This window comes from Ruminococcus sp. 210702-SL.1.03 (assembly GCF_020559915.1).
Taxonomy (GTDB): domain Bacteria; phylum Bacillota; class Clostridia; order Oscillospirales; family Ruminococcaceae; genus YE71.
Map to the genome: position 1 here is coordinate 251452 of NZ_JAJCLZ010000001.1, position 20800 is coordinate 272251.

23 protein-coding genes and 2 riboswitches are annotated in these 20800 nt (G+C 52.6%); of the genes, 3 read left to right on the plus strand and 20 right to left on the minus strand.

Annotated elements, in window-relative coordinates; all coding sequences use genetic code 11:
• Window positions 1-34: 34 nt before the first annotated feature.
• A complete protein-coding gene (gene ruvX, locus LI114_RS01130) occupies window positions 35-463 on the minus strand; it encodes a Holliday junction resolvase RuvX (protein ID WP_022128337.1) in 429 nt (142 codons plus the stop codon).
• 284 nt (window positions 464-747) lie between these two features.
• Here ruvX and LI114_RS01135 point away from each other — a divergent pair, with 284 nt between their 5' ends.
• The 3 genes from LI114_RS01135 (at window position 748) to metK (ending at window position 4103) form a co-directional block, all read left to right on the plus strand.
• Entirely contained in the window at window positions 748-1821 is a 1074-nt protein-coding gene (locus LI114_RS01135) for a GGDEF domain-containing protein (RefSeq protein WP_227218652.1), read from the plus strand.
• 35 nt (window positions 1822-1856) lie between these two features.
• Entirely contained in the window at window positions 1857-2576 is a 720-nt protein-coding gene (locus LI114_RS01140) for a CpsB/CapC family capsule biosynthesis tyrosine phosphatase (protein WP_227218654.1), read from the plus strand.
• A gap of 102 nt (window positions 2577-2678) precedes the next feature.
• Window positions 2679-2786, plus strand: a riboswitch (SAM riboswitch).
• Window positions 2787-2915: 129 nt separating this feature from the next.
• Window positions 2916-4103 (plus strand): methionine adenosyltransferase, encoded by a 1188-nt coding sequence (gene metK, locus LI114_RS01145; RefSeq protein ID WP_227218656.1) that lies wholly within the window; start codon window positions 2916-2918, stop codon window positions 4101-4103.
• Between the two features lie 90 nt (window positions 4104-4193).
• Here the strand turns inward: metK and LI114_RS01150 are convergent, their stop codons facing one another.
• The 19 genes from LI114_RS01150 to smc form a co-directional block, all read right to left on the minus strand.
• Window positions 4194-4892 (minus strand): ECF transporter S component, encoded by a 699-nt coding sequence (locus LI114_RS01150; protein ID WP_227218659.1) that lies wholly within the window; start codon window positions 4890-4892, stop codon window positions 4194-4196.
• Between the two features lie 127 nt (window positions 4893-5019).
• A riboswitch (FMN riboswitch) is annotated at window positions 5020-5143 on the minus strand.
• A 25-nt stretch (window positions 5144-5168) separates the two neighbouring features.
• Window positions 5169-5735, minus strand: coding sequence for a CD1247 N-terminal domain-containing protein (locus LI114_RS01155; RefSeq protein WP_227218661.1), 567 nt, complete (start codon window positions 5733-5735; stop codon window positions 5169-5171).
• A 42-nt stretch (window positions 5736-5777) separates the two neighbouring features.
• Complete coding sequence (efp, locus tag LI114_RS01160) at window positions 5778-6335, minus strand: elongation factor P (protein WP_022128331.1); 558 nt, start codon at window positions 6333-6335, stop codon at window positions 5778-5780.
• Window positions 6336-6497: 162 nt separating this feature from the next.
• Window positions 6498-7571: an aminopeptidase P family protein gene (locus LI114_RS01165; RefSeq protein WP_227218663.1), complete on the minus strand. Its 1074-nt coding sequence runs from the start codon at window positions 7569-7571 to the stop codon at window positions 6498-6500.
• 15 nt (window positions 7572-7586) lie between these two features.
• Window positions 7587-8027, minus strand: coding sequence for a type II 3-dehydroquinate dehydratase (gene aroQ / locus LI114_RS01170; protein WP_227218665.1), 441 nt, complete (start codon window positions 8025-8027; stop codon window positions 7587-7589).
• A gap of 6 nt (window positions 8028-8033) precedes the next feature.
• Entirely contained in the window at window positions 8034-8894 is an 861-nt protein-coding gene (locus LI114_RS01175) for a TIM barrel protein (RefSeq protein ID WP_227218667.1), read from the minus strand.
• A gap of 19 nt (window positions 8895-8913) precedes the next feature.
• On the minus strand, window positions 8914-9378 hold the full coding sequence (locus LI114_RS01180; protein ID WP_227218669.1) for a hypothetical protein: 465 nt from the start codon (window positions 9376-9378) through the stop codon (window positions 8914-8916).
• A complete protein-coding gene (locus LI114_RS01185) occupies window positions 9375-9869 on the minus strand; it encodes a YqeG family HAD IIIA-type phosphatase (protein ID WP_227218671.1) in 495 nt (164 codons plus the stop codon). The genes LI114_RS01180 and LI114_RS01185 overlap by 4 nt, the downstream gene beginning before the upstream one ends.
• Window positions 9870-9978: 109 nt before the next feature.
• Entirely contained in the window at window positions 9979-10152 is a 174-nt protein-coding gene (gene rpsU, locus LI114_RS01190; protein ID WP_022128325.1) for a 30S ribosomal protein S21, read from the minus strand.
• 244 nt (window positions 10153-10396) lie between these two features.
• A complete protein-coding gene (gene leuS, locus LI114_RS01195; protein ID WP_227218673.1) occupies window positions 10397-12805 on the minus strand; it encodes a leucine--tRNA ligase in 2409 nt (802 codons plus the stop codon).
• A gap of 34 nt (window positions 12806-12839) precedes the next feature.
• Window positions 12840-13163 carry a hypothetical protein gene (locus tag LI114_RS01200; RefSeq protein WP_227218675.1) on the minus strand — a complete coding sequence of 108 codons (324 nt, stop codon included), beginning with the start codon at window positions 13161-13163 and terminating at the stop codon, window positions 12840-12842.
• 3 nt (window positions 13164-13166) lie between these two features.
• On the minus strand, window positions 13167-13553 hold the full coding sequence (rsfS, locus tag LI114_RS01205) for a ribosome silencing factor (RefSeq protein WP_413770889.1): 387 nt from the start codon (window positions 13551-13553) through the stop codon (window positions 13167-13169).
• Window positions 13554-13563: 10 nt separating this feature from the next.
• Window positions 13564-14154, minus strand: a complete 591-nt coding sequence (yqeK, locus tag LI114_RS01210; protein WP_022128321.1) for a bis(5'-nucleosyl)-tetraphosphatase (symmetrical) YqeK — start codon at window positions 14152-14154, stop codon at window positions 13564-13566.
• Between the two features lie 3 nt (window positions 14155-14157).
• The gene (gene nadD, locus LI114_RS01215; protein ID WP_227218679.1) at window positions 14158-14769 is read right to left on the minus strand and encodes a nicotinate (nicotinamide) nucleotide adenylyltransferase; all 612 of its coding nucleotides are present in this window, start codon (window positions 14767-14769) and stop codon (window positions 14158-14160) included.
• Window positions 14769-15065, minus strand: a complete 297-nt coding sequence (locus tag LI114_RS01220; protein ID WP_022128319.1) for a YhbY family RNA-binding protein — start codon at window positions 15063-15065, stop codon at window positions 14769-14771. The genes nadD and LI114_RS01220 overlap by 1 nt, the downstream gene beginning before the upstream one ends.
• 10 nt (window positions 15066-15075) lie before the next feature.
• Complete coding sequence (rdgB, locus tag LI114_RS01225) at window positions 15076-15660, minus strand: RdgB/HAM1 family non-canonical purine NTP pyrophosphatase (protein WP_022128318.1); 585 nt, start codon at window positions 15658-15660, stop codon at window positions 15076-15078.
• A gap of 12 nt (window positions 15661-15672) precedes the next feature.
• Window positions 15673-16191, minus strand: a complete 519-nt coding sequence (locus tag LI114_RS01230; RefSeq protein ID WP_227218680.1) for an isochorismatase family protein — start codon at window positions 16189-16191, stop codon at window positions 15673-15675.
• A gap of 101 nt (window positions 16192-16292) precedes the next feature.
• Window positions 16293-17198, minus strand: a complete 906-nt coding sequence (ftsY, locus tag LI114_RS01235) for a signal recognition particle-docking protein FtsY (protein WP_227218682.1) — start codon at window positions 17196-17198, stop codon at window positions 16293-16295.
• A 25-nt stretch (window positions 17199-17223) separates the two neighbouring features.
• Entirely contained in the window at window positions 17224-20796 is a 3573-nt protein-coding gene (smc, locus tag LI114_RS01240) for a chromosome segregation protein SMC (protein ID WP_227218684.1), read from the minus strand.
• Between the last annotated feature and the right edge of the window lie 4 nt (window positions 20797-20800).

Here is a 20800-nt window from a genome sequence, read left to right on the forward strand (position 1 = left end):
CTCTTTTCAAAAATCAGCGGGTCGGGGTGATCTATCACAGCTTGTCCTTGTTCTTGCGGCGGTACTCGAGGTAGCTTTCGAGTATCAGCACGGCGGATACGGTATCCACCACGTTTTTGCGGTCTTTGCCGCGGACATTGGTTTCATTGAGTATGCGGTGCGCGGATACGGTAGTCGAGCGCTCGTCCCAAAGCTTCACGGGCAGCTCGGTAACGCACTCTACCGTTTCGGCGAAAAGGCGGCACTTCTGCGCGCGCGGGCCTTCAGAGCCGTTCATATTCAGCGGCAGACCTATAACTATCTCGCCGACCTCGTACTGCTCAGCCATATGCGCGACTTTCATCGCGAGTATCTGCGCGTTGCGCTCCTGCACCGTGCCGATGGGCGAGGCGAGAAATTCTGTTCTGTCGCAGACCGCAAGACCGGTGCGGGCGTCGCCGTAATCTACTGCCATAATTTTCATATCTATCTTCCCTTTCGGTTATTTTGTTATTCTACGATATATATAGTTATATTATAGCACACACTCAGCAAAAGTTCAAGACCAATTTTAAGTTTAATATTTATATATATAAATGCAAGTTATACAAAATTGACGATAAATATTCTACAACATTTTTTGTTTTTCTGAGTTTTTCTGTTGCAATTTGTCTAAAATTGTGGTATAATCATATGTGGGGAAGATCATATTTATTATACAGATCAATTTTACAATGTATAAATATTAAATGGGGAAATAATGATAATATGGATCACTTCGACATAGAATACGGTCAAAAACTGAACGACTTTGAGATACCGCGTGTGTATATGCTGGTCTTTGAGTTTCTAACTATGCTCACACACCTCTCTTATGCCGTTTTTTTCTTTTGCAACAGCGTTACGTTTATGGGCTTTTTCAATATTTTCAGCGTTGTTTTCTACACATACGGCATCGTGGCGGTAGCCCGCGGAACCAAGAGCGAGCCGCTGATAAAAGCCGCATTGGTCGAGATAGTTGCGCACGCAACTGTCGCCACGCTTTTTATGGGGTGGGATTACGGCTTTCAAATGTACCTTATCTGCATGGTTGCCGTGCCCTTTATGTTCTCACTGCGGCAGAAGTTTGATTCGTTCGCGCTTTCCATAGCCATAATCGCGATTTATTTCACACTGCGCATTGCCTGCGTATATTTGGGATTTACCATCGGCGACCGCAAGATACACTCGCTCGATAAATTATGGTTCATAACGAACGGCGTGCTCAGCATGGTGATACTCGTGCTGATAGTGCTGGTTTTCCGCGCAAAGGTAAGCTGGATAAACCACAATCTCGAGCTGCAAAACGTCGCGCTGAAAGAGACCGCCTCGCTCGACGCGCTCACGGGGCTTTTCAACCGCCGCGCTATGGGCGGATACCTCGACAGAATAGTTCAGAGCGGCTTGCCGTACATCGCGGCGCTTCTGGACATCGACTTTTTCAAAAAAGTAAACGACACCTACGGCCACGCCGCGGGCGATATTGTGCTTGCCGATATTTCCGCGCTGCTGCTGAAAGAAGTTCCCGCAGAGGGCTACGTTTGCAGATGGGGCGGCGAAGAGATACTTATGATCGTGCCCGACATGAGCCTTAAACAGGGCAAAGAGCTTGCCGAACGCCTGCGAGTAATGATCTCGCAGCTCGAATTTGACGGCGGCGGCTCGACATACGGCGTTACAGTTACCATCGGCGTTTCGGAAAAGACAAGCGCCGAGCAAACATCTGACGCAGTGATAAAGATCGCCGATGACAGACTTTACAAAGGAAAATCTATGGGCAGGAACATGGTCGTCAGCGAATGACGCCGCCTACCATTTAGAAAAGGATACATATCACAATGAAGATCGACTTTCACTCGCACATACTACCTAAGATAGACGACGGATCGCGCTCGGTAGAGGAATCGGTAAAGCTGCTTGACCTCATGGCGCAGGACGGCGTTTCGGTGGTGGCAGCCACGCCGCATTTCTATTGCAGCAAGACCTCTATCCACCGCTTTCTCGACCGCCGCGCCGAAGCTTACGAAAAGCTGAAGCCCGCGCTGAAGCCCGAGCACCCAAAGATACTGCTGGGCGCCGAGGTGCTTTACAACAAGGCGCTTGTCGGCAAGGACGCGCTTACGCGGCTGGCATTGCAGGGCACGGATTTCATGCTTTTGGAGATGCCTTACGCGAAGATAACCGAGGACATGATCGACGATGTAGAGAGAATGATCTGCGACTTTGACGTAAAAGTCATGATCGCGCACATAGAGCGCTATCTGAATTTCACCTCTTACCGCTCGCTCGCGCGGCTGATGGAGCTTGACGTGCTGGGGCAGATAAACGCCGAATCGCTCACGCACCTGCGCACGCGCATACGCTGTCAGCGGCTGATAATCGACGGATATGTGCAGCTTTTGGGCACGGATATGCACCGTATAGACCGCGGCGACGCCACGCTCGGCGAAGCTTACAATATACTCGAGAGCAAATACGGAAAAGATCTCATCGAAACCATAGAAGAAAATTCAGAAAGCGTGCTCAGAAACAAGAGCGTGGCGGGCATACTTGACTGATAATTTCACAAACGTTAATAATAAATTTACAAGCGTGCTCTGTCGGCTATTGACAAAGCGCGGCGAAAGATGTATAATATCTATAACAGACTAATTTAGTCTGCCTTATCAAGAGCGGCGGAGGAACAGGTCCTGTGAAGCCCGGCAACCTAACGGTAAAACAGCCGAAAAGGTGCTAATTCCTGCGGATAACAGTCCGGAAGATGAGGAAAATCCACGAGACTTTCACTAACGCTTCGGGAGGTATCCCGGGGCGGTTTTTTTCGCTATGGAAAACTAAGGCGGTGTCGCGCAAGCTAGTTGTACGATATTGCCACGACATGAAAAGGAGTTACGCCAATGTCTAAAATTCTATTTACATCTGAATCGGTGACGGAAGGTCACCCCGACAAAATTTGCGACAACATTTCTGACGCTATACTCGACGCTATGCTCGAGCAAGATCCGCAGTCGCGCGTTGCCTGCGAAACGCTTACCACCACAGGTATGGTAATGTGCATGGGCGAGATCACGACTAAGGCGCAGGTGGATATCCCTTCCATCGTGCGCAAAGTCATCTGCGATATAGGCTACGACAACGACGCTTACGGCTTCAACGGCAACACCTGCGCAGTATTCACCACCATCGACAAGCAGTCTACCGACATCGCGATGGGCGTTGACAATGCGCTCGAGGGCCGAGAAGAAAACATCGGCGACATCGGCGCGGGCGACCAGGGCATGATGTTCGGCTACGCCTGCGATGAAACGCCAGAGCTTATGCCGCTCTCCATCTCGCTGGCGCACAAGCTGGCCAAGAAGCTTACCGACGTTCGCAAGAGCGGCGAGCTGAGCTATCTGCGTCCCGACGGCAAAACTCAGGTGACCGTTGAGTACAACGAGGACGGCAAGCCTGTACGCATCGACGCGGTGGTAGTTTCCACACAGCACGACGAACACGTTGCGCTCGAGCAGATACGCGCCGACCTCATCGAGAAGGTCATCAAGGCAGTTATCCCCGCCGAGCTGATGGACGATGACACTACCATTTACGTCAATCCGACAGGCAGATTCGTTATCGGCGGCCCTCACGGCGACAGCGGTCTGACGGGCAGAAAGATAATCGTAGACACCTACGGCGGCGTTGGCAGACACGGCGGCGGAGCGTTCTCGGGCAAAGACCCGACAAAGGTAGACCGCTCGGCGGCATACGCTGCGAGAAAGGCTGCGAAGAACGTAGTAGCGGCAGGTCTGGCGAAGAAGTGCGAAGTACAGCTCGCTTACGCTATCGGCGTTGCCTCGCCCGTATCCGTTCGCGTTGACACATTCGGCACAGGTGCTGCGGCTGACAAGGACATTTCGGAAGCGGTAAACCGCGTTTTCGATTTCCACCCCGCCGCTATCATCAAGGCGCTCGACCTCAGAAAGCCCCAGTACCGCCAGCTCGCGGCTTACGGACACATGGGCAGAGAAGACCTCGGCGTGAAGTGGGAGCTTACCGACAAGACTGAGGAGCTGAAAGCTGCTCTCGCCGACATCGTGAAGTAAAATTTGCAAACAAACATAAAGAAAAGCAGGCTGTTTGACTGGCAGCCTGCTTTTTTTATATACAACGCAGAAATTTTGTGGTTTGGTCTTTTACTTCTTTACAAACTCGAACGTGCCGCCGAAAAGACCTATCAGCACGGCGATGGAAGCGGCGACTATCACCGCGGCGATAACAACGCCTGCGACTGTCTTTTTGCCGATCTTAAAATTGCTGTCGCTCGCGGGGATAACGCTCGCGCCTTTGAGCGCCTGCGAAAGCGGCTTGTAGACAATGAACGTCACCGCGGCGTTTAGGATAGCCTTTGTCAGATTGAACGGCAGCAGCAGGGGCATTATCATGCCGATGACGGTCTTGAGGTCTGCGCCCGTGTAGATCGGCGTTATCACCATGTTCATCACGAGCATAACAGCCGTCATTGAAAAAACTGCCGATACCAGCCCGATTATCGCGCCTGAAAAGCTGCGGCGGTACTTGTAGATCAGCGAGGCGGTAACAGCAAAAGCCGCGCTGCCCGCGAAGTTCATTATCGCGCCCCAAAAGCCCGTAGTAGCTACCGTGAAAAGCTCGAGCACCGTTTCTACCGCCGCGACGAGCGCCGCCGCCGCAGGGCCGTAAACAAAGCCCGCCATAGTGATGAATACATCTTTAAAATCAAGCGTCAGGAACGAAACCTTAAATCTGAAAACGTAAAGGCTGATGTAGCCGAACGCTATAAAAATCGCCAGCACCGCCAGTTTTTTAATATCAACTTTCTTCGAGCTTTTGCTCGCCAAAGCTTCATTGCTCATTATAATTCCTCCTAAAAATCAATTTGGAAGAAACATCTTGTGCAAAAAAAGAACCCCCCGCAACGTTCGTCACAGGGAGTTCGGCTTATCTGCATTTCAGCTTTTGCTGTATGCGAAAAATTTGCATAGCCTGTTTCTTTCATCCGGACTATACCGTCGGTATCGGAATTTCACCGATTCGGCAGACCGCGCGGGTCTGTTAGCGGACTATCACCGCCGGTGTGGAATTTCACCACCCCTTGAAACATATGTATAAAATTTCTGCGTTATAAGCGTTTATTCAAACTCGAGTATCTCGCCGCAGCCGGGACAATTTACCGAGCCTCTGTCGAGGTCGCTCTGAGTAAGTCCGAAGGACACGCCGCATATCGGGCAAGCGCACTCGTACTGGGGAACTTCTTCCTCTTCCGCAGGCTGGCTCGCGGGCGCGGGCGCAGGTACTTCTGCTTCGGGAGCAGACTGAGCGGGCTGAGAAGCGGGTTCTTCGGCAGCGCAGGCAGAGCATCCGCAGCCATTCTCAGGCATAGGATCTTCGTCGTACTCTACCGCCTTGATGTCGGAAAGATCGTCTTCTTCCTCATCGTCGCAGCAGTCGCACTCATCACCGCAGCAATCGCAGTCATCGTCGTCGCACTCGCATTCGCAGTCATCATCGCAATATTCGAGATCGTCGATGTAAGCGGTAACGTTGTCGATTATCTCAGAGTTTATCTCAACTTCCTCCGCCATTTCTTCGAGCAGGTCGCTCATAGCCGCGAGCACCTGACCCTCAGGTGTAGAATCGTCGATCTTGAGGCCCGCCATAAGACCCTTGATGTAACCTACCTTCTTAGAAAGCTCCATAAAAGCATTCTCCTTTCAGAACAACATTATATGCGCTGTAAATTATGCGCGCTCCATATACTCGCAGGTTCTGGTGTCGATCCTGATCTTGTCGCCGGTGTTGATGAAGAGGGGCACCTTGATCTCAGCGCCGGTCTCTACGGTCGCGGGCTTGGTAGCGTTGGTAGCGGTATCGCCCTTGATGCCGGGCTCGGTGTCGGTAACTTCAAGAACTACGAAGTAAGGAGGCTCTACGCCGAAAACCTTGCCCTTATAGGAAAGGATCTTGCAGACTTCGTTTTCCTTAACGAACTTGAAGTTGTCGGAAAGCTCGCTCGAGCTTACGGGTACCATATCGTATGTCTCGGGATCCATAAAGTAGTAAAGATCGCCGTCGTTATAGCTGTATTCCATATCCTTTCTCTCAACGAAAGCGGTGGGGAACTTAGCGGTAGGGTTGTAGGTCTTTTCTACTACGGAACCGGTGATAACGTTTCTTACCTTAGTTCTTACGAAAGCAGCGCCCTTACCGGGTTTAACGTGCTGGAATTCCACGATCTGCATTACGTTGCCGTCTTCCTCGAAAGTCATTCCATTTCTGAAATCTCCTGCTGTTATCATTATTTTTACCTCCAGTTGTTTTTTGAAAAAATGAGCATTCTCGGCAACTGTCCGCAAACGGGCACACTTTTCCTACGAGAATTCTCCTTATAAATATTATAGCCTACTTTTATAATTTTTTCAAGTGGTTTTTAATATTTTTTTGCGGTATTAATATTTTTTTTACAGAATTATCAGCGACTTTTCGGCGCGGGTCATATTTTCGCAGCCGTTTTCGCGGATAACTACGAAATCCTCGATCCTAACGCCAAATTCGCCCTCGATATAAATGCCCGGCTCTACGGTAACTATCATGCCGTCCTCCAGCACGTTTTCGCAAGTGGGCGAAGCGGTCGGGGCTTCGTGTATCTCCATGCCGACGCCGTGACCGAGCGAGTGACCGAAATATTCGCCGTAGCCGTGCGCCGCTATGTAGTCGCGCGCGACCTTATCAAGTTCGCTACCATTTATGCCCGCGCGCGCCGCGTTTATGCCCGTCGCCTGTGCTTTCAGCACTATGTCGTAGACCTCGCGCATCTTCTCGCTCGGCTCGCCAAGGGCGACTGTTCGGGTCATATCGCTGTGCCAGCCGTCAGCCAGCGAGCCAAAGTCCATCAGTACAAATTCGCCGCGCTTTACGGGCTTGTCGGTGGGGATACCGTGCGGCATAGCCGTGTTCGCGCCGCTCAGCGCTATCGTGTCGAAAGAAAGCCCCTCAGCGCCGTTTCGCAGCATGAAATAGTCCAGCTCTAGCTGTATCTCCTTTTCGGTAACGCCCTCGCGTATGAAATCGAGCATATGTTCAAAACCGCGCTCGGCTATGCGCTGCGCCTCTATCACCTTTTCGATCTGCTCGGGGGTCTTTATGACTCTTATTTCGCCGATAAGTTCGCTGAGCGCGCGGCTTCGGTCAAGCTTGCAGTCCAGTTTTTCGGACAGTTCGTCAGCTTCGGCGAGGGTCATGGTGTCGGCCTCTACGGCTATCTCGCTCACTCCCCGCTCGGCGCAAAGTTCGTTTATCTGCTGATACAGCCCGCCGCCCGACTTTTGCAGCACTACTTCGCAGTCCTTGACGGTCTTGCGCGCGCGCTCGATGTAGCGGAAGTCGATTATCAGGTACGCTGCGTCGGGGAAAACCACTACCGTTCCCGCGGTGGACTTCATGCCTGTAAAGTAGCGGCGGTTTACAGCCGAGGTTATCAGCGCGCACTCGCAGCTTCCTTTCATCTGATGTTTCAGTAATTCAATTGGCGTCATGATCTGTCACCTCCGTCAGTCAGCTTCAAGTATGCCTTTTAGCGCTTCGATACCCAGCAGGTAGGAATTTTTGCCAAAGCCCGCGATCTGTCCCGCGCATACGGGCGCGATCACCGAAGTATGGCGAAATTCGTCGCGCGAGTGGATATTCGACATATGCACCTCTACGACGGGTATTCTTATCGCGGCGATGGCGTCGCGAATGGCGTAGCTGTAATGCGTGTAAGCGCCCGCGTTCATCACAACGCCCGCGCACTCGAGCCTTGCGGCGTGCAGCTTGTCGATGATTGCCCCCTCGTGGTTTGACTGATATATCTCGCACTCAAAGCCCAGCGCGGCTGCCTTTTCCGCTATCTCGCGGTTGACAGATTCAAAGCTGTCCTTGCCGTAATAGCCCGGCTCGCGCTCGCCGAGCAGGTTCAGATTAGGGCCGTGTATCACCAGTATTTTCTTCATTTTACATCACTCTCCGCAAAAATCCTGATAGCATTTTTTCATCGTCAGCGCGTCGGCGTCCTGCGTGCCCGCGCTCTCGCAAACGAATATCGGCGAAAGGTTTTTCTTCGCCACAAGCTCCATGAGCGGCTCGTAGTCGGGTCCAAAACCTTGATCATCGTCAAACGTCAGATGCTTCTTCTCGCCGCCAGGCACTGTGAACATTATCTTTGAAAAATGGCTGTGAAAAATTTTCAGCCTGTCAGCGCCGAGGGCATTTTCCACGTCGCCGAGCATTTTTTCGTACTCCGCCATACCTTTTATATAGCCGAATTCGCGCGCGTTGAGGTGGCCGAAATCTATGCAGGGAATGAAAGTATCGTCCAGCTTGCAAAGCTCCAGCACCTCGGCGAGGTTGCCAAGCTGGTTGACCTTGCCCATAGTTTCGGGGCAGAAGTGAATGTCCTCAAAGCCCTCCTCTATGGCGCGCTTCCTCGCGCGGGCGAGCGTTTCCTTAGCCAGCTCCAGCGCCGCCTCACGACTCATTTTCGCGCAGCTTCCGCTGTGGATAACTATTCTGTCCGCGCCCATGCGTTTCGCCGCGTCGCAGGACTGAATTATGTAATTTATGCTGTTGTCGCGCTTTTCCTCCTCAACGCTCGAAAGCGAGATGAAGTATGGGGCGTGCAGCGAGAGCGTTATGCCGTGCTCCGCCGCCTTGTCGCGCAGGGCGAAAGCCGTCTTGTCAGTAACGCGCACTCCCCTGCCGCACTGATATTCGTAGTGGTCGAGCCCCATGGCTTCCAGATAGCCGGGCGCTTGCAGAGTGGTCTTGTATTTTGCGGAAAAAGCCTCAGAATTTCCCGCTGGGCCAAATCTTGCCGACATTTATTTGCACCTCCATTTTTCACATCACGGCGTACCCGCAGTCGTCAGCCTTTTCGCGCAGCAGACGATAAAAATCGCGCGCGCCCGCAAGGTCGAGCGTTAGGGATATCTTCTCGCCGTTTTTTATCTCGATGTCCGCACGGTCGCGCTCGGGGATATAGGTCACCCGCGCGATGTCCTCGTAGCGGTATTTTTTAACTTTCTTGTTGTAGCTTACCTGCGTAAAGCCGCTATCATTGTAGCAGATCTTTGCATTTTTACGGCTCAGCACCGCTTTTACAGTCAGCCAGCCGCACCATACTGCCGCCGCGCAGCTTATGCCGAAAATTATCTTATCAAAATTTGCCGCGCCCGCCGAAGTCCTGCTCGTCACGAAGATCAGCAGACCGCTCAGCACCACGCACGCCAGCGCTATCGCCAGTTCGTTAAAGCTGCGCCGCACCGCCGAAGCGCTCACGCGGATCTCTTTCATCTCTTCGCTCATCGCTTTGCACCCTCGGGCTTTTTCGGCAGAAAAGCTTTCTCGATCGCCCGCTTGAAGCGAAACGGCAGGCTGGTTTCCGGCTCGATGGGGAAAACAAAAATCGAGCGTATGCCCTTTAGGTTCGAGCCGAGCACGTCTGTAAATATCTGGTCGCCAACTGCCGCAACGTTGCGCTTTTCCAGACCCAGCCGCTTAATCGCGCGGGTGTAGCCGAAAGTCAGCGGCTTTTTGCCCTCTGAAACGAAGTCCAGCCCGAGCTGTTCGGCGAAAGGCGTTACGCGTGGAGCATGATTATTTGAAACTATCATCAGCTTTATCCCCGCCGCCCTCATCTTATCCAGCCAATCCAGACTCGACTGCGGCGGAACGGGGTTATTATGTGTAGTAAGCGTGTTATCGAGGTCGAGAAGCAGGCCTTTTATCTGCTTTTTGTGCAGAAATTCTGGCGTTATCTCCCCCACCTTATCAAAAACATATGTTGGTTTAAACATACATATCTCCCGTGTCTATAAAAATATGAAACTGCGTAAGCCGCGTTTCTGCATCATATCTGTAAAAGAAAAAGCGGACATAAAAATGCCCGCCTTTAAAATTCATAGATCAATATTTACGCTTACGAGCAGCTTCGGATTTCTTCTTGCGCTTTACCGAAGGCTTTTCGTAGTGTTCTCTTTTACGAACCTCAGCGATAACGCCGTCCTTAGCGCAGGATCTCTTGAAGCGCTTGAGAGCGGTATCTAAGCTTTCGTTTTTTCCAACACGAATTTCTGCCAAAATATTTCCCTCCCTTTGCCGCCATTGACAGAGATAGTTTTGCTTAACGCGGTGTTTACAACGGTGATAGTGAAGGGGCTGCAAGCTGCATCTGCATTAAACGCGGCCCGCATACCTTGGCGAGCGGTTATTTCGCTCCCTCTCTGCCAAATTTAAACACCCATTATTTATTCAGCATAACTACAAACTCTATTATACTATATTTTTTCTTTGTTGTCAATAGCTTTTTTGAAATTTTCTGAAATTATTTCACAACAATATTTACAAGCTTGTTGGGCACAGCTATCTCTTTCACGATATTCTTGCCGTCGAGCAGTTCGGCTACTTCGGGCTGGGCTTTTGCGAGCGCGAGCATCTCGTCCTTCGGACAGTCCTTCGGGATATTGAGCTTGCACTTTATTCTGCCGTTTACCTGGCAAACTATCTCGATAGTCGCGTCGATGCAGAGCTTTTCGTCCCAGCTTACCCATTCCTGCCGGTCGAGAATGCCCTCGCAGCCGATGAGCTGGTACATTTCTTCAGCGATATGCGGTGCGAAAGGATAGAGGATAATCAGGAAGTCGCGCAGCTCTTTCTTGTTGATGCTGCCGACGTTGTAAACTTCGTTGAGCAGGCTCATCATCGCGGCGATGGCGGTGTTGAACTTCATGCTCTCTATATCCTCGGAAACCTTTTTGATGGTCTTGTTCATAGCTACCTTGAGCGCTTCGCTGTACTCGCCGCCCTCGGTGACCTTATCCTGAAGCGCCCATATTCTGTCAACAAAGCGCTTGCAGCCCTTTACGCTGCTCTCGCTCCAGGGCGCAGCCTTTTCGTAGTCGCCCATGAAGAGAACGTAAAGTCTGAGAACGTCCGCGCCGTAGACCTTTACCACGTCGTTAGGGTCTACTACGTTTCCGCGCGACTTCGACATCTTCTCACCATCGGGGCCGAGTATCAGACCCTGCGCGGTTCTCTTGGCGTAAGGCTCAGAGGTCGGTACGAGACCGAGGTCGTAGAGGAACTTGTGCCAGAAGCGCGAGTAGATCATGTGGCGGGTAACGTGCTCCATACCGCCGTTGTACCAGTCAACGGGCATCCAGTATTTCAGAGCTTCCTGCGAAGCAAATTCGTTGTCGTTGTGCGGGTCGCAGTAGCGCAGGAAGTACCACGAAGAGCCTGCCCACTGGGGCATGGTATCGGTCTCGCGCTCAGCGTCGCCGCCGCACTTCGGGCACTTGCAGTGTACGAAAGAATCTATCTTAGCCAGCGGGCTCTTGCCGTCAGTACCCGGCTCGAAATTCTCAACGGGCGGCAGGCGCAGCGGCAGCTCCTCGTAAGGTACTGCTACCATTCCGCAGTGCGGGCAATGTACTATCGGAATAGGCTCGCCCCAGTATCTCTGGCGGTTGAAAGCCCAGTCCTTCATTTTATACTGTACGCCCTTTTCGCCGCAGCCCAGCTCTTCGAGCTTGCCGAGCATTTTCGCGATGGCGTCTTTCTTGTTGGTGATGCCGTTAAGGTCGCCCGAATTTACCATCTCTCCGTCGCCGGTGTAAGCTTCCTTAGAGATGTCGCCGCCCTTGATGACTTCGATTATATCTATGCCGAATTTCTTAGCGAAATCGTAGTCGCGCGAATCGTGCGCAGGTACAGCCATGATAGCGCCTGTGCCGTAGCCCATCATTACATAGTCGGAGATGTAGATAGGTATTTCCTTGCCGGTAACGGGGTTTACAGCGGTGAGTCCCTCGATCTTAACGCCCGTCTTGTCCTTTACGAGCTGAGTTCTCTCAAACTCGCTCTTCTTCGCGCACTCGGTCTTATAAGCGTCGAGGGCGTCGATATTTGCGATGCTCTCGCGGTACTTCTGTATAACGGGGTGCTCGGGGGCGATAACCATGAACGTTACGCCGTAGAGGGTATCGGGGCGGGTAGTGTATATGCGCAGCTTCTCGTCAAATTCCTTGATCTTGAAATCTACGAAAGCGCCCGTGCTCTTGCCTATCCAGTTCTGCTGCTGAAGCTTTACGTTGGGCAGGTAATCTACCTCTTCAAGGCCCTGAAGCAGCTTATCGGCGTACTCGGTTATGCGCAGATACCAAACTTCCTTGGTCTTCTGAACTATCTCGCTGTGGCAGATGTCGCAGTGACCGCCCTGCGAATCCTCGTTCGAGAGTACTACTTTACAGCTCGGGCAGTAGTTTACAAGGGTCTTATCGCGGAAAACAAGGCCTTTTTCAAACATTTTCAGGAATATCCACTGCGTCCACTTATAGTATTTTTCATCTGTAGTGTCTATAACGCGCGACCAGTCGAAAGAAAAGCCGACCTTTTTGAGCTGACCGGTAAACTTCACGATGTTCTCGTCAGTTACCTGACGGGGATGAACGCCGGTCTTGATAGCGGTATTTTCGGTAGGCAGACCGTAGGCGTCGAAGCCGATGGGGAAGAGCACATTGTAGCCCTGCATACGTCTTTTGCGGCTTACTACTTCAAGTCCCGAATACGCCTTGATATGGCCGACGTGCATACCATGACCCGAGGGGTAGGGAAACTCTACCAGCGCGTAAAATTTCTTCTTAGAATAATCGTCGCTTGCCTTAAAAGTACCGTTATCTTCCCAGTACTTCTGCCACTTTTGCTCTATGGCGGCAAAATCGTAATTCTTCATTTTAATCATTCCTTTATGTTTGTAAAATTTTGTCTTATGAAAATCTCGCCTTTATGTCCTTGTTGATAAAGAGGGCGGCGGCGCAGGCTGCGTCGGCTATGCCCTCGGCAAGGTAAAACCACTGGTGACCCGCGATGTTGTTCTTTACATTCAGCAAAAACATCAGCGCGAGGAAAACGCCCGTTACGATGTGGAAATTAGGCTTAGCGGTGTAGAGCACCCAAGCCAGCGCGGCGTTTACCGCCAGCCAGACTATGTTCATCAGCCCGAAGCCCAGCAGCAGGTTTACTGCGCTTTTTACAACCATGTACCCGCCTATCAGCATACAGAGCTTTTTGCCCTTTTCAGCGCTGCCCATATCTTATTCTTCCTCCAAATAATTCTCGGCGGAGATAAATTCGCCGTCGCGCCAAAGCTTTTCCAGGTTATAGAATTCGCGCGTTTCCTTATAGAAAACGTGCACCACGATATCGCCGTAATCGAGTATTATCCAGCTAGCGCCCGAGTAGCCCTCTACGCGCAGCGGCTCTACGCCCTGCTCTTTCAGCTGAAACTCTACCTCGTCGGCGAGCGCTTTGGTGTGGGTGTTTGAAGTACCGTTAGCTATCACGAAATAGTCGGCGACTATCGTGAGGTCGCGTATGCCTATAAGCTGTATATCCTCGGCACGCTTAGAGTCCAGCGCCTTGATGATAGTCTTTAGCTGCGACTGCTGCGCGGCGGTGTTTTTTTCAGTATTCATCTGCATTTCTCCTGTTTCAGTTCTTTTTGTTATCTCTGAAATATTCAGCGTATTCGTTGTATGCCTCTATCGTGCAAAGCGGTATGGTGCTGCCCTTTTCGGTAAGATCTTCTACCGAGAACCTCAGCGCCTCAAACATTCCCTTTTCGGCGGAAATGTGGGCGTAGCGGCGCATTTTTTTCACGTCTTTATAATCGCGGTCGGCGGAGGTAAGGTCTGCCAGATACACAGCCTGCGCCAACGGCGACATATCCGCAGCCGCAACGGTGTGGTATCTTATAGCAAGAAGTATGTCCTCGTCCTCTACGCCAAAGCTCTCTTTCAGCAGCTGAGCGCCTGCGGGGGCGTGCAGCAGCGGCGGCGAGGCAAGCTCTATGCGGCTTACGCCGAGCGTGCACTTTTTTGCGAGCGCGAGCTGCTTGTCCTTTGGCAGCTCTTTAGCAATATCGTGCGTCATGCCCGCGAAGTAAGCGCGTTCGGGGTCTGCGCCGTAGATGGGCGCAAGCTCGCGCGCCATATCGGCAACGTTCATAGAATGTGTAAATCTTTTTTTAGAAAGCCGCTCTTTCAGGTAAGCTTTCAGTACGTCGTTCAATTCTCTTCCCAATTCTCATTCAGCCCTGTCATATAAATTTTTATCCATTATATATTTTACTACATTTTCATTCAAATAGCAAGAGAGTTTTGTGAACTTTTTTTTATAGATGAGCGTGCGTATCTCGGTAGACGAAAGCTCCAGCGGCTCACATTCCAAGATATGCACTTCCCCGCCCTGCGCGCGCAGCTTTTCGGCGTAAGGCTCCAGCGCGGAGGTATCCTCGCGGCTGCGGGATATACATATCAGCGCCGCCAGCGAAAGTATCTCGCGGTAGCAGTACCACTGCTCGAAGCTCAGCAGCATATCGCTGCCCATTATGAAGTACAACTTATCGGCGGGGTAAAGCTCTTTTAGTCTGCGCAGCGTCAGCACCGAGTAGCTTTTGCCCTCGTGGCGCAGCTCTATATCGCTTATCTCGGCGTTTTCAAACTCAGCGAAAGCCATTCGGCACATCGCGAGCCTGTCCTGCTCGGAAGCCAGGTCGTGCGCCTGCTTGTGCGGCGGGGTCTTTGTGGGGATAACGAGCACTTTGCCGAGATCGAACCGCGCGCACACCTCGCGCAGCAGCCGCGTGTGGCCGTTGTGCACGGGATTAAAAGTGCCGCCGAAAACTGCAATATCCATTACTTATTTTTCAGCCTTATCTTAGGCTCTTTGGGGTTGCGCTTGTAGAGTATAGCCTTTGAGCCGATGCACTGCACCACCTCTGCGCCTATGCGCTCGGCTATATCCTCCGCCGCCTCGCGCGCGGTGAGCAGCGAATTATCGAGCACCTTTATCTTTATGATCTCGTGAACGCGCAGATAATCGTCGATCTGCGCCGCCTGAGCGTCGTTCACGCCGCCCTTGCCTACCTGAAAAGCAGGCTCTATCGAATTTGCGAGCGCTTTCAGCTCGGCTCTCTGTTTTGGTGTAAGCATAATTTTTTCCTCATTTATTCTCTGAAAGTTTTTCCAGCAGATCTCTCAGCGCATTGCCGCGGTGAGAAACTGCGCTTTTTTCCTCCTGCGAAAGCTGCGCGAAGCTTTTTTCGCCGTACATGAATATCGGGTCGTAGCCGAAGCCGTTTTCACCCAGCGGCTCTCTGCCGATGATACCCTCGCAAACGCCGCGCGCCGCGACCTCTTTGCCGTCGGGATATATAAAATGTATAACACAGACAAATCTCGCCGTGCGCTTTTCATCAGGCAGACCGGCAAGCCTGCCCAGAATGTACTCGTTTTTTTCCTCGTCGGTCTTTATTCCCTTGTACCGCGCCGAGTAAACGCCGGGCTCGCCGCCAAGCGCGTCAACCTCCAGACCGCTGTCGTCCGCCAGCACTGCGCAGTCGCAAAGCTCTTTCAGCGCGCGCGCCTTTATCGCGGCGTTTTCCTCAAAGGTAGCGCCCGTTTCCTCGGGGTCGCTCACGATGCCCGCGTCTTTCAGCGAGAGCACCTCGGTAAATCCCAGCGGCGCAAGAAGCGCTTTGTACTCGCGCACCTTGCCCGCATTGCCGCTTGCAATTATCAGTTTCATATTTTAATATCCTTACTTTATCTCGTTCCAGTCGTGCTTGAAGGTAACGCGCGTTTTCCTCAGCTTATCGCGGTATTTCGCCGCCTTTTCGGGCGACATCACCACCATGCACAGCTCGTTGTAAACTACTTTTATATCCAGATCTTCGGTAGCGGTGTAAGCGCTCGTGCCTATATCCGTGCCCGTGTCCACGCCGACGAACTCTATTTCCTTGACATTTCTGGCGCGCATGAGGTCTGCCAGAGCGTCGTTGGAAAAGCAGTCTGCCTTATTCTTCTCGTAAATATTTTTCGATACTACCTTTATATCCCTGGCAAAATCAGCGTCGCGGGATTCCGGCTTCGGCATTGAGCCTTTAAAAAGCCCTTTTCCTATACTTTTGATGTAAAAAACTTCCTCAGGCTGATATTCTGAAATACGCTTGTTGATATTCTGAGTAAGCGTATCGGCGTCAAAGGAATATTTTTCCTTATTTCTGTTTTTGCCTGCATACAATTCCTGCATATTTACTACAAAAAGCACGTTATCCATAAATACTGCCCCCAAACTTTTTTCAGTTTTCTTTTCCACAAATCAATTTAATATTTTTGCATATATCTATAATCAGTACGAAAATCCGTACAGTTATACAATTATTCAAACAGCGCGTTCACGAAATCTTTCGCTACGAAAGGCTGCAAATCGTCTATCTTTTCGCCGACGGTCACAAGCTTTACAGGTATTTTCAGGTCGTCGGTTATCGTTATGATAATGCCGCCCTTTGCCGTGCCGTCTAGCTTGGTGAGGATTATTCCTGTTATGTCGCAGGCCTCGTTGAAAAGCTTTGCCTGACTTACAGCGTTCTGCCCCGTGGTCGCGTCGAGCGCAAGCAGCACCTCCAGCGAGCAGCCCTCAGCCTGCTCGTGCACTATGCGCGAGATCTTTTTCAGCTCGTTCATTAGGTTTTTCTTATTGTGCAGTCTGCCCGCCGTGTCGCAGAGGACAACGTCTGCGCCGCGAGCCTTAGCCGCCGTGAGAGCGTCGAAAACTACCGCCGCGGGGTCAGAGCCTTCGTTATGCTTGATAATATCGCAGCCCGCGCGCTCAGTCCAGACCTCCAGCTGGTCGATAGCCGCCGCGCGGAAAGTATCGCCCGCCGCGACTATCACGTTCTTGCCCTGCTGTTTCAGCGAGTAGGCAAGCTTGCCGATGGTGGTGGTCTTGCCCGCGCCGTTTACGCCGATAACGAGGATAACGCTGGGGTTTGTAGAGAGGTCGAGCGTTTGATCCTCGCCCATCATCTCTACTATCACGTCTTTCAGCTCGTCTTTTATCAGCAGCGGGTCGGTTATTCCCTTTTTCTTAACGCGCTCGCGCAGCATCTCGCAGATCTTTACCGAGGTGTTCACGCCGATGTCGCACATTATCAGCGTTTCCTCCAGTTCCTCAAAAAGTTCCTCGTCTATCTTGGTAAACGAGCCGAGCAGCCGCTCTATCTTGCTCATCATAGAGTCTTTCGTCTTTTTGAGTCCTGCTTTCAGCTTTTCAAAAAATCCCATTAGCCGTTACACTCTCCTTTTTATATCATTTTGCAGCGGCGGCAGCCGCCGTTTTAGCTTCGTCCATATCCATTTTCAGCAGCTTCGATACGCCGTCCTCCTGCATGGTAACGCCGTAAAGCACGTCTGCTTCCTCCATAGTACCTCGGCGGTGAGTAATGGCAATAAACTGCGTTTTATCGGTAAATTTACGCAGGTAAGCCGCGTATTTCGCAACGTTCACGTCGTCGAGCGCCGCCTCTATCTCGTCCAGCAGACAGAAAGGCGAGGGGCGTACCGTGAGTATCGCGAAATATATGCACACCGCTATGAATGCCTTTTCGCCGCCCGAAAGCGCCATAAGGTTTTTTATGACCTTGCCGGGGGGCGCTACGTTTATATCAATGCCGCATTCCAGCACGTTTTCGGGGTCGGTGAGCGAAAGGCTCGCTTTGCCGCCGCCGAAAAGCTCTACGAATATATCTGAAAAATGCTTGTTTATCCTATCGAAGCTCTCGGTAAATATCGACTTCATGTTTTCCGTCAAGCTTTCGATAAGCTCTTCCAGCTCGCGCTTTGACTTCTGCACGTCGCCCAGCTGAGAAGTCATAAATTCGTACCTCTCAGAAACTTCGGCGTACTCCTCTATCGCCCCTAGGTTGACGCTGCCGAGCGATCTTATCTGCGTTTTCAGCTCGTTTAGGCGTATGCCCGCCGCGGATACGTCCTCGGGCGGCTCGTACTGCTCCGCCGCTTCCGTCCGCGTAAGTCCGTGCTCGTTCCAAAGTTTGCCGACAAGTTTATCAAATTCGCTCTTTAAATTAGCGTCGCGCTCGCTCAGCCGCGTCATATCGGCGGAGAGCGTTTCGCGCTCGTTCATCTTATTTTTCTGCTCGGCGCGCAGTTTTTCGGCTTCGGCGTTCAGCTCGTACTGTCGGCGGCGGGCAGCGTTTATCTGCTCCTCAAGCGCGGCGGTTTCGTCGCCCGAGCCTGCCGCTTCGTCCGCGATGCGCTGAGTTTCCGCCTTTTTATCGGCTATCGCCTTTTCGCACTCGCCTATCTCTTCCAGCAGGCGGCTCTCGTCGCCCCTGCCCGCATCTATCGAATCGTTTATCTGCTTTAGCTGATCTTTGCAGGCTTCTATATCCTTGCTAAGCTCGGCTTCGGCGATCTTCAGCTCTGAAAGCTGCTGCGAAAGCTTGGTTCGCTGCTCCGCCGCCGCCGCGTTTTTCTCACGGCTTTGCGAAAGCTCGCTCTCCATTCCGCCGATCTCGCCCTCGAGTTTCTGCATCTCCTGCGCCGCCTGCTGCGACTGTTCTTCCGAATCGGCGAGCAATTTTTGCTGTTTTTCAAGGCTCTCATTCAGCTTATCCGCGCCGTTTTTCAGCTCGTCAGCCGCCTGCGAAACGCGCTTTTGCTCCAGCGAATTTCGCAGCATATCGTTCTTTATCTCAGCCGCGCGCGCCCTGCCGCCCTCCAGTTCGGCGGCTAACTTCTGCGCCTCCTGCGAAAGTTTCTCGCAGCGGGTCTTTTGCTCAGCGATGTCTGCCGTCAGCTTTTGCGCGGTGCGTTCAAGCTCGCTGATCTCGTTTTTACGGGTGAGTATGCCCGCGCTTTTTGAAATGCTGCCGCCCGTGTACGAGCCGCCCGCGTTTACCACCTGACCATCGAGCGTTACTATCTTAAATCTGTAACCGTATTTGCGGGCGATGGCGGAGGCGGCGTCGATATCCTCAGCCACGGCTACCCTGCCCAGCAGGCTGCGTATCAGCCCCTTGTATCTCTCGTCGCAGGAAACCAGCTCGGCGGCGAGGGCGACGTAGCCGAACTCGCCCTGCGGAGCGTCGTTCAGCAGTCTGCCGTTCACCGAGGTCAGCGGCAGGAATGTTGCCCTGCCCGCCTTAGCCTCTTTCAGCAGACGTATCGCCCTTTTCGCGCCGTCCTCGTTTTCAACGGCGATGTTTTGCAGCGCCCCGCCCAGCGCCGTTTCCACAGCGGTGGAGTATTCGTCCGGCACGGAGATAAGCTGCGCTATCGAGCCGCAAACGCCCGAGATCCTGCCCGCGGCGGCGGCTTTCATTATAAATTTTACGCTGTAAGAAAAGCCCTCCATAGCGTTTTCGAGGTCGCGGAGAATGCCTAGCCGCTGGTTCGCGCCGCGCAGCCTGCTCTCGTCCTCGTTCAGCGCCGCGCCCGCCTCTTTCAGCTTTGCCGATTTCGACTGATACAGCTTCTCAAAGCCCGCCGTGCGGTTGGCAAGCTCGGTCTGCTCGGTAGTCAGCCGCTGCTCGGCGGCAGTGAGTTTTTCCAGTTCGGCGGAGTACATATCAAGCTTTTCGCCGTAGGTCTGCTTCTCCTCGCCGAGTGTTCCAAGCGCTTCCAAAGCCGCCGCGGCTGAATTTTTCGCCGTTTCCAGACGAAATGCCGCATTCGAGCGTTTCAGATAAAGCGCGTTCAGCTCGGCGGAGAGCCGCTCGGTCTGCGTGGCCGCCTGCGAAAGATCTTCCGCCGCGCCGCCCAGCGCCTGCTCACATTCCGCCGCCTGCGCCGCCGCCTGTTCTCGGTCGTTTTGCAGATCTGCCAGCGCCGCGGTGCGCTCTTCCAGCCGCATTTGCAGGAAATACCCGCTGCTCTTTGACTGCTCGATGCTGTCGCGAAGCTGAGCTATCTGCGAATTCAAATGCTCTATATCGTTCTCGATGACGGCAGTTTTAGCCGCCGCCTGCGAATTTCTCAGCTCTATCTCGTGTATCTTTTCACGGTGCTCCTCAGCCCGCGCGCCCTGCGCCGCCGCGTCGGCAAAGCCTTTTTCTATGCTCTCGTCAAGCTCGTCGAGGGTCTGCGAGATCTGCTCGTACTCGGCTTTTTGCGTGCGCAGTTTTTCGGCGAACTGCTTCTGCGCCGCCGTCAGCTCGCTCAGGCGGTTCACCCAAAGCGAAACTTCCAGCTGCGAGCGCTCGTCGTCCAGAAGCTTGAATTGCTTCGCCTTTTCGCACTGCCTTTTCAGCGGGCCGATGCGGTTTTCAAGCTCGGAAAGTATGTCGGTAAGGCGGCTGATGTTGTCCTCGGCGGCCAACAGCTTGCGCTCAGTTTCCTCCTTGCGGCTGCGGAATTTTGAGATACCCGCCGCTTCGTCGAATATCTGCCTGCGGTCGCCCGCCTTGCTCGAAACTATCTCGTCGATCTTGCCCTGCCCGATTATCGAGTAGCCGTCTTTGCCCAGACCAGTGTCCATAAAAAGCTCGGTAACGTCTTTCAGGCGCACGGCTTTTCCGTTTATCTGATATTCGCTGTCGCCGCTGCGGTAGAGTTTGCGCGATACGGAAACTACCTCGTCCTCGGTCTTTAGCGCGCCGTCGGCGTTGTCGATGGTGATTATCACCTGCGCGAAGCTCGACTTCGGGCGGTGCAGAGTGCCCGAGAATATTACGTCCTCCATGGTCTTTCCGCGCAGGCTTTTTGAAGACTGCTCGCCCAGAACCCAGCGCATGGCGTCGCCAATATTGCTCTTGCCGCTGCCATTCGGCCCTACTACCGCCGAGATGCCCTTATTGAAAGTCAGCTTTGTTTTATCGGGAAAAGATTTGAAGCCTTGCAGCTCCAGCGATCTCAGATACATTCTC

Excerpts from the sequence above, each read along its gene's own strand:
- ruvX (WP_022128337.1), bottom strand. The coding sequence starts at position 463 with ATGAAAATTATGGCAGTAGATTACGGCGACGCCCGCACCGGTCTTGCG.
- LI114_RS01135 (WP_227218652.1), top strand. The coding sequence starts at position 748 with ATGGATCACTTCGACATAGAATACGGTCAAAAACTGAACGACTTTGAG.
- LI114_RS01140 (WP_227218654.1), top strand. The coding sequence starts at position 1,857 with ATGAAGATCGACTTTCACTCGCACATACTACCTAAGATAGACGACGGA.
- metK (WP_227218656.1), top strand. The coding sequence starts at position 2,916 with ATGTCTAAAATTCTATTTACATCTGAATCGGTGACGGAAGGTCACCCC.
- LI114_RS01150 (WP_227218659.1), bottom strand. The coding sequence starts at position 4,892 with ATGAGCAATGAAGCTTTGGCGAGCAAAAGCTCGAAGAAAGTTGATATT.
- LI114_RS01155 (WP_227218661.1), bottom strand. The coding sequence starts at position 5,735 with ATGGAGCTTTCTAAGAAGGTAGGTTACATCAAGGGTCTTATGGCGGGC.
- efp (WP_022128331.1), bottom strand. The coding sequence starts at position 6,335 with ATGATAACAGCAGGAGATTTCAGAAATGGAATGACTTTCGAGGAAGAC.
- LI114_RS01165 (WP_227218663.1), bottom strand. The coding sequence starts at position 7,571 with ATGACGCCAATTGAATTACTGAAACATCAGATGAAAGGAAGCTGCGAG.
- aroQ (WP_227218665.1), bottom strand. The coding sequence starts at position 8,027 with ATGAAGAAAATACTGGTGATACACGGCCCTAATCTGAACCTGCTCGGC.
- LI114_RS01175 (WP_227218667.1), bottom strand. The coding sequence starts at position 8,894 with ATGTCGGCAAGATTTGGCCCAGCGGGAAATTCTGAGGCTTTTTCCGCA.
- LI114_RS01180 (WP_227218669.1), bottom strand. The coding sequence starts at position 9,378 with ATGAGCGAAGAGATGAAAGAGATCCGCGTGAGCGCTTCGGCGGTGCGG.
- LI114_RS01185 (WP_227218671.1), bottom strand. The coding sequence starts at position 9,869 with ATGTTTAAACCAACATATGTTTTTGATAAGGTGGGGGAGATAACGCCA.
- leuS (WP_227218673.1), bottom strand. The coding sequence starts at position 12,805 with ATGAAGAATTACGATTTTGCCGCCATAGAGCAAAAGTGGCAGAAGTAC.
- LI114_RS01200 (WP_227218675.1), bottom strand. The coding sequence starts at position 13,163 with ATGGGCAGCGCTGAAAAGGGCAAAAAGCTCTGTATGCTGATAGGCGGG.
- rsfS (WP_413770889.1), bottom strand. The coding sequence starts at position 13,553 with ATGCAGATGAATACTGAAAAAAACACCGCCGCGCAGCAGTCGCAGCTA.
- nadD (WP_227218679.1), bottom strand. The coding sequence starts at position 14,769 with ATGGATATTGCAGTTTTCGGCGGCACTTTTAATCCCGTGCACAACGGC.
- LI114_RS01220 (WP_022128319.1), bottom strand. The coding sequence starts at position 15,065 with ATGCTTACACCAAAACAGAGAGCCGAGCTGAAAGCGCTCGCAAATTCG.
- rdgB (WP_022128318.1), bottom strand. The coding sequence starts at position 15,660 with ATGAAACTGATAATTGCAAGCGGCAATGCGGGCAAGGTGCGCGAGTAC.
- LI114_RS01230 (WP_227218680.1), bottom strand. The coding sequence starts at position 16,191 with ATGGATAACGTGCTTTTTGTAGTAAATATGCAGGAATTGTATGCAGGC.
- ftsY (WP_227218682.1), bottom strand. The coding sequence starts at position 17,198 with ATGGGATTTTTTGAAAAGCTGAAAGCAGGACTCAAAAAGACGAAAGAC.
- smc (WP_227218684.1), bottom strand. The coding sequence starts at position 20,796 with ATGTATCTGAGATCGCTGGAGCTGCAAGGCTTCAAATCTTTTCCCGAT.